The 1,557-nt window shown below is 53.3% G+C and carries 1 protein-coding gene; it reads left to right on the top strand.

From position 1 onward, the window contains the following. Window positions 1-171: 171 nt before the first annotated feature. Window positions 172-1,557 (top strand): TnsB C-terminal domain-containing protein (locus tag IEX10_RS19830; protein WP_188679034.1); only part of this gene is annotated, 1,386 nt, incomplete at its 3' end.

The raw sequence follows: 1,557 nt of genomic DNA, 5'->3' as shown, positions 1-1,557 counted from the left end.
GTGTCGTTGTGCCCTAATTAAAGAGAATAGAGGCTAATTTTTCCCTGACTTTTCAATGGCTGCTTGTACCTCTATTTGTGGCATTGTACCTTTAATTAGGATACTGTACCCTAATTTAGGATACAAGATTATCTGTGGATAACTTTCGGCGATTTGTGATGAAGACGCGCTGTGAAATCTGAAGCCGTTGCGAAACATCGTGCTGCTATTCTGCGGCCGCTTCTTGAGCTTGAAAAAAAGGGCGACCCAATTGGTCGTGCCATTGGCGACGCGGCATGGGAGTTGGGTCTTTCCAAAAGCTATACTTGGAAGCTTTACCGTCGTCTCAAAGAGAACGATGCTCGATCCGTTGCGCTGCAACCGGGTCGGCGCGGGCCTAAACCTGGAAAAGGGCGTCTTGCTCCGGATGTGGAGCGCATCATCAGCACCACCCTTAGCCGCTACTATCTGGTTCGAGAACGTTCAAGTTTTTTGCGCATTTGGCGTGAGATACGCTCAGAGTGTGATGCAAAGGGCTTCCAGCCTCCGACCCGTCGAACAGTTAAGCGGCGGCTAGATGCGATGGACCAGCGTAAGGTCATCTCAAAGCGACATGGCGCGGACGTAGCTGGACAATTGTTCGCAGCGCGTCCTGGCAAACTCGACGTTCCCGACCCACTCGACGTCGTGCAAATCGATCATACCAAGGCCGATGTATTTTTGGTCGATCACATCGATCGACAGCCTCTTGCGCGGCCGAACCTGACGATGGCGATCGATGTCACCACGCGTGTGGTGTTGGGCGTATACGTGAGTTTCGATGCACCGTCCGTTCTGTCGGTTGCGCTTTGTCTCGACCATTGCGTGCGCCGAAAGACAGTGCATGTGCCCGGCACCCTTGAAGAGCTTACCTGGCCTACGGCTGGTATTCCGAAGGCTGTTCATGTGGACAATGCCCAGGAGTTCCGCAGCAGAGCGTTCAAGTCCGCGTGCGAGGATTGGGGCATTGATGTTTCCTATCGTCCCAAGGGCGGCAAGCATTACGGAGGTCACATTGAGCGCTTGATCGGTACAACTATGGGTTCGGTTCACGTATTGCCTGGAACCACGCACTCGTCACCCAAAGACAAGGGTGACTATAACAGCGAACAAAACGCGACTTTGACGCTTGCTGAGTTTGAAGACTGGCTTCATCTTGAAATCTGTCGGTATCACAACACCCCGCATCGGGCTCTTGGCCGGACACCTCTTGCTGCCTGGAGCGATTTGGGTGGCGATACAGCAGGGCGGCAAGTTGTCGATGTGGACGCGTTTCGATCGAGCTTCATGCCTTTTGAATGGCGCAAGCTTGGCCGCACAGGGATCACGCTTTTTGAAGTGCGCTACTGGAATGATGCGTTTGCGTCCTTGATCGGGCGGGGCAAAGAGAAGGCGCAAGTCAGATTTGATCCGCGGAACCTATCGAAGATTTGGGTGCAGGTAGACGATGGTCGCATGATCGAAGCGCGCTACCGAAATCTCAGTCATCCCGAAATCTCTCTTTGGGAAAGTCGCCGCGCCCGCAAAGAATGGAAAGAA

The sequence above is a fragment of the Neptunicoccus cionae genome, from assembly GCF_014643735.1.
Taxonomy (GTDB): domain Bacteria; phylum Pseudomonadota; class Alphaproteobacteria; order Rhodobacterales; family Rhodobacteraceae; genus Amylibacter; species Amylibacter cionae.
The sequence above is the reverse complement of the archived record's forward strand: the minus strand, read 5'-3'. Positions and strand labels throughout refer to the sequence as shown.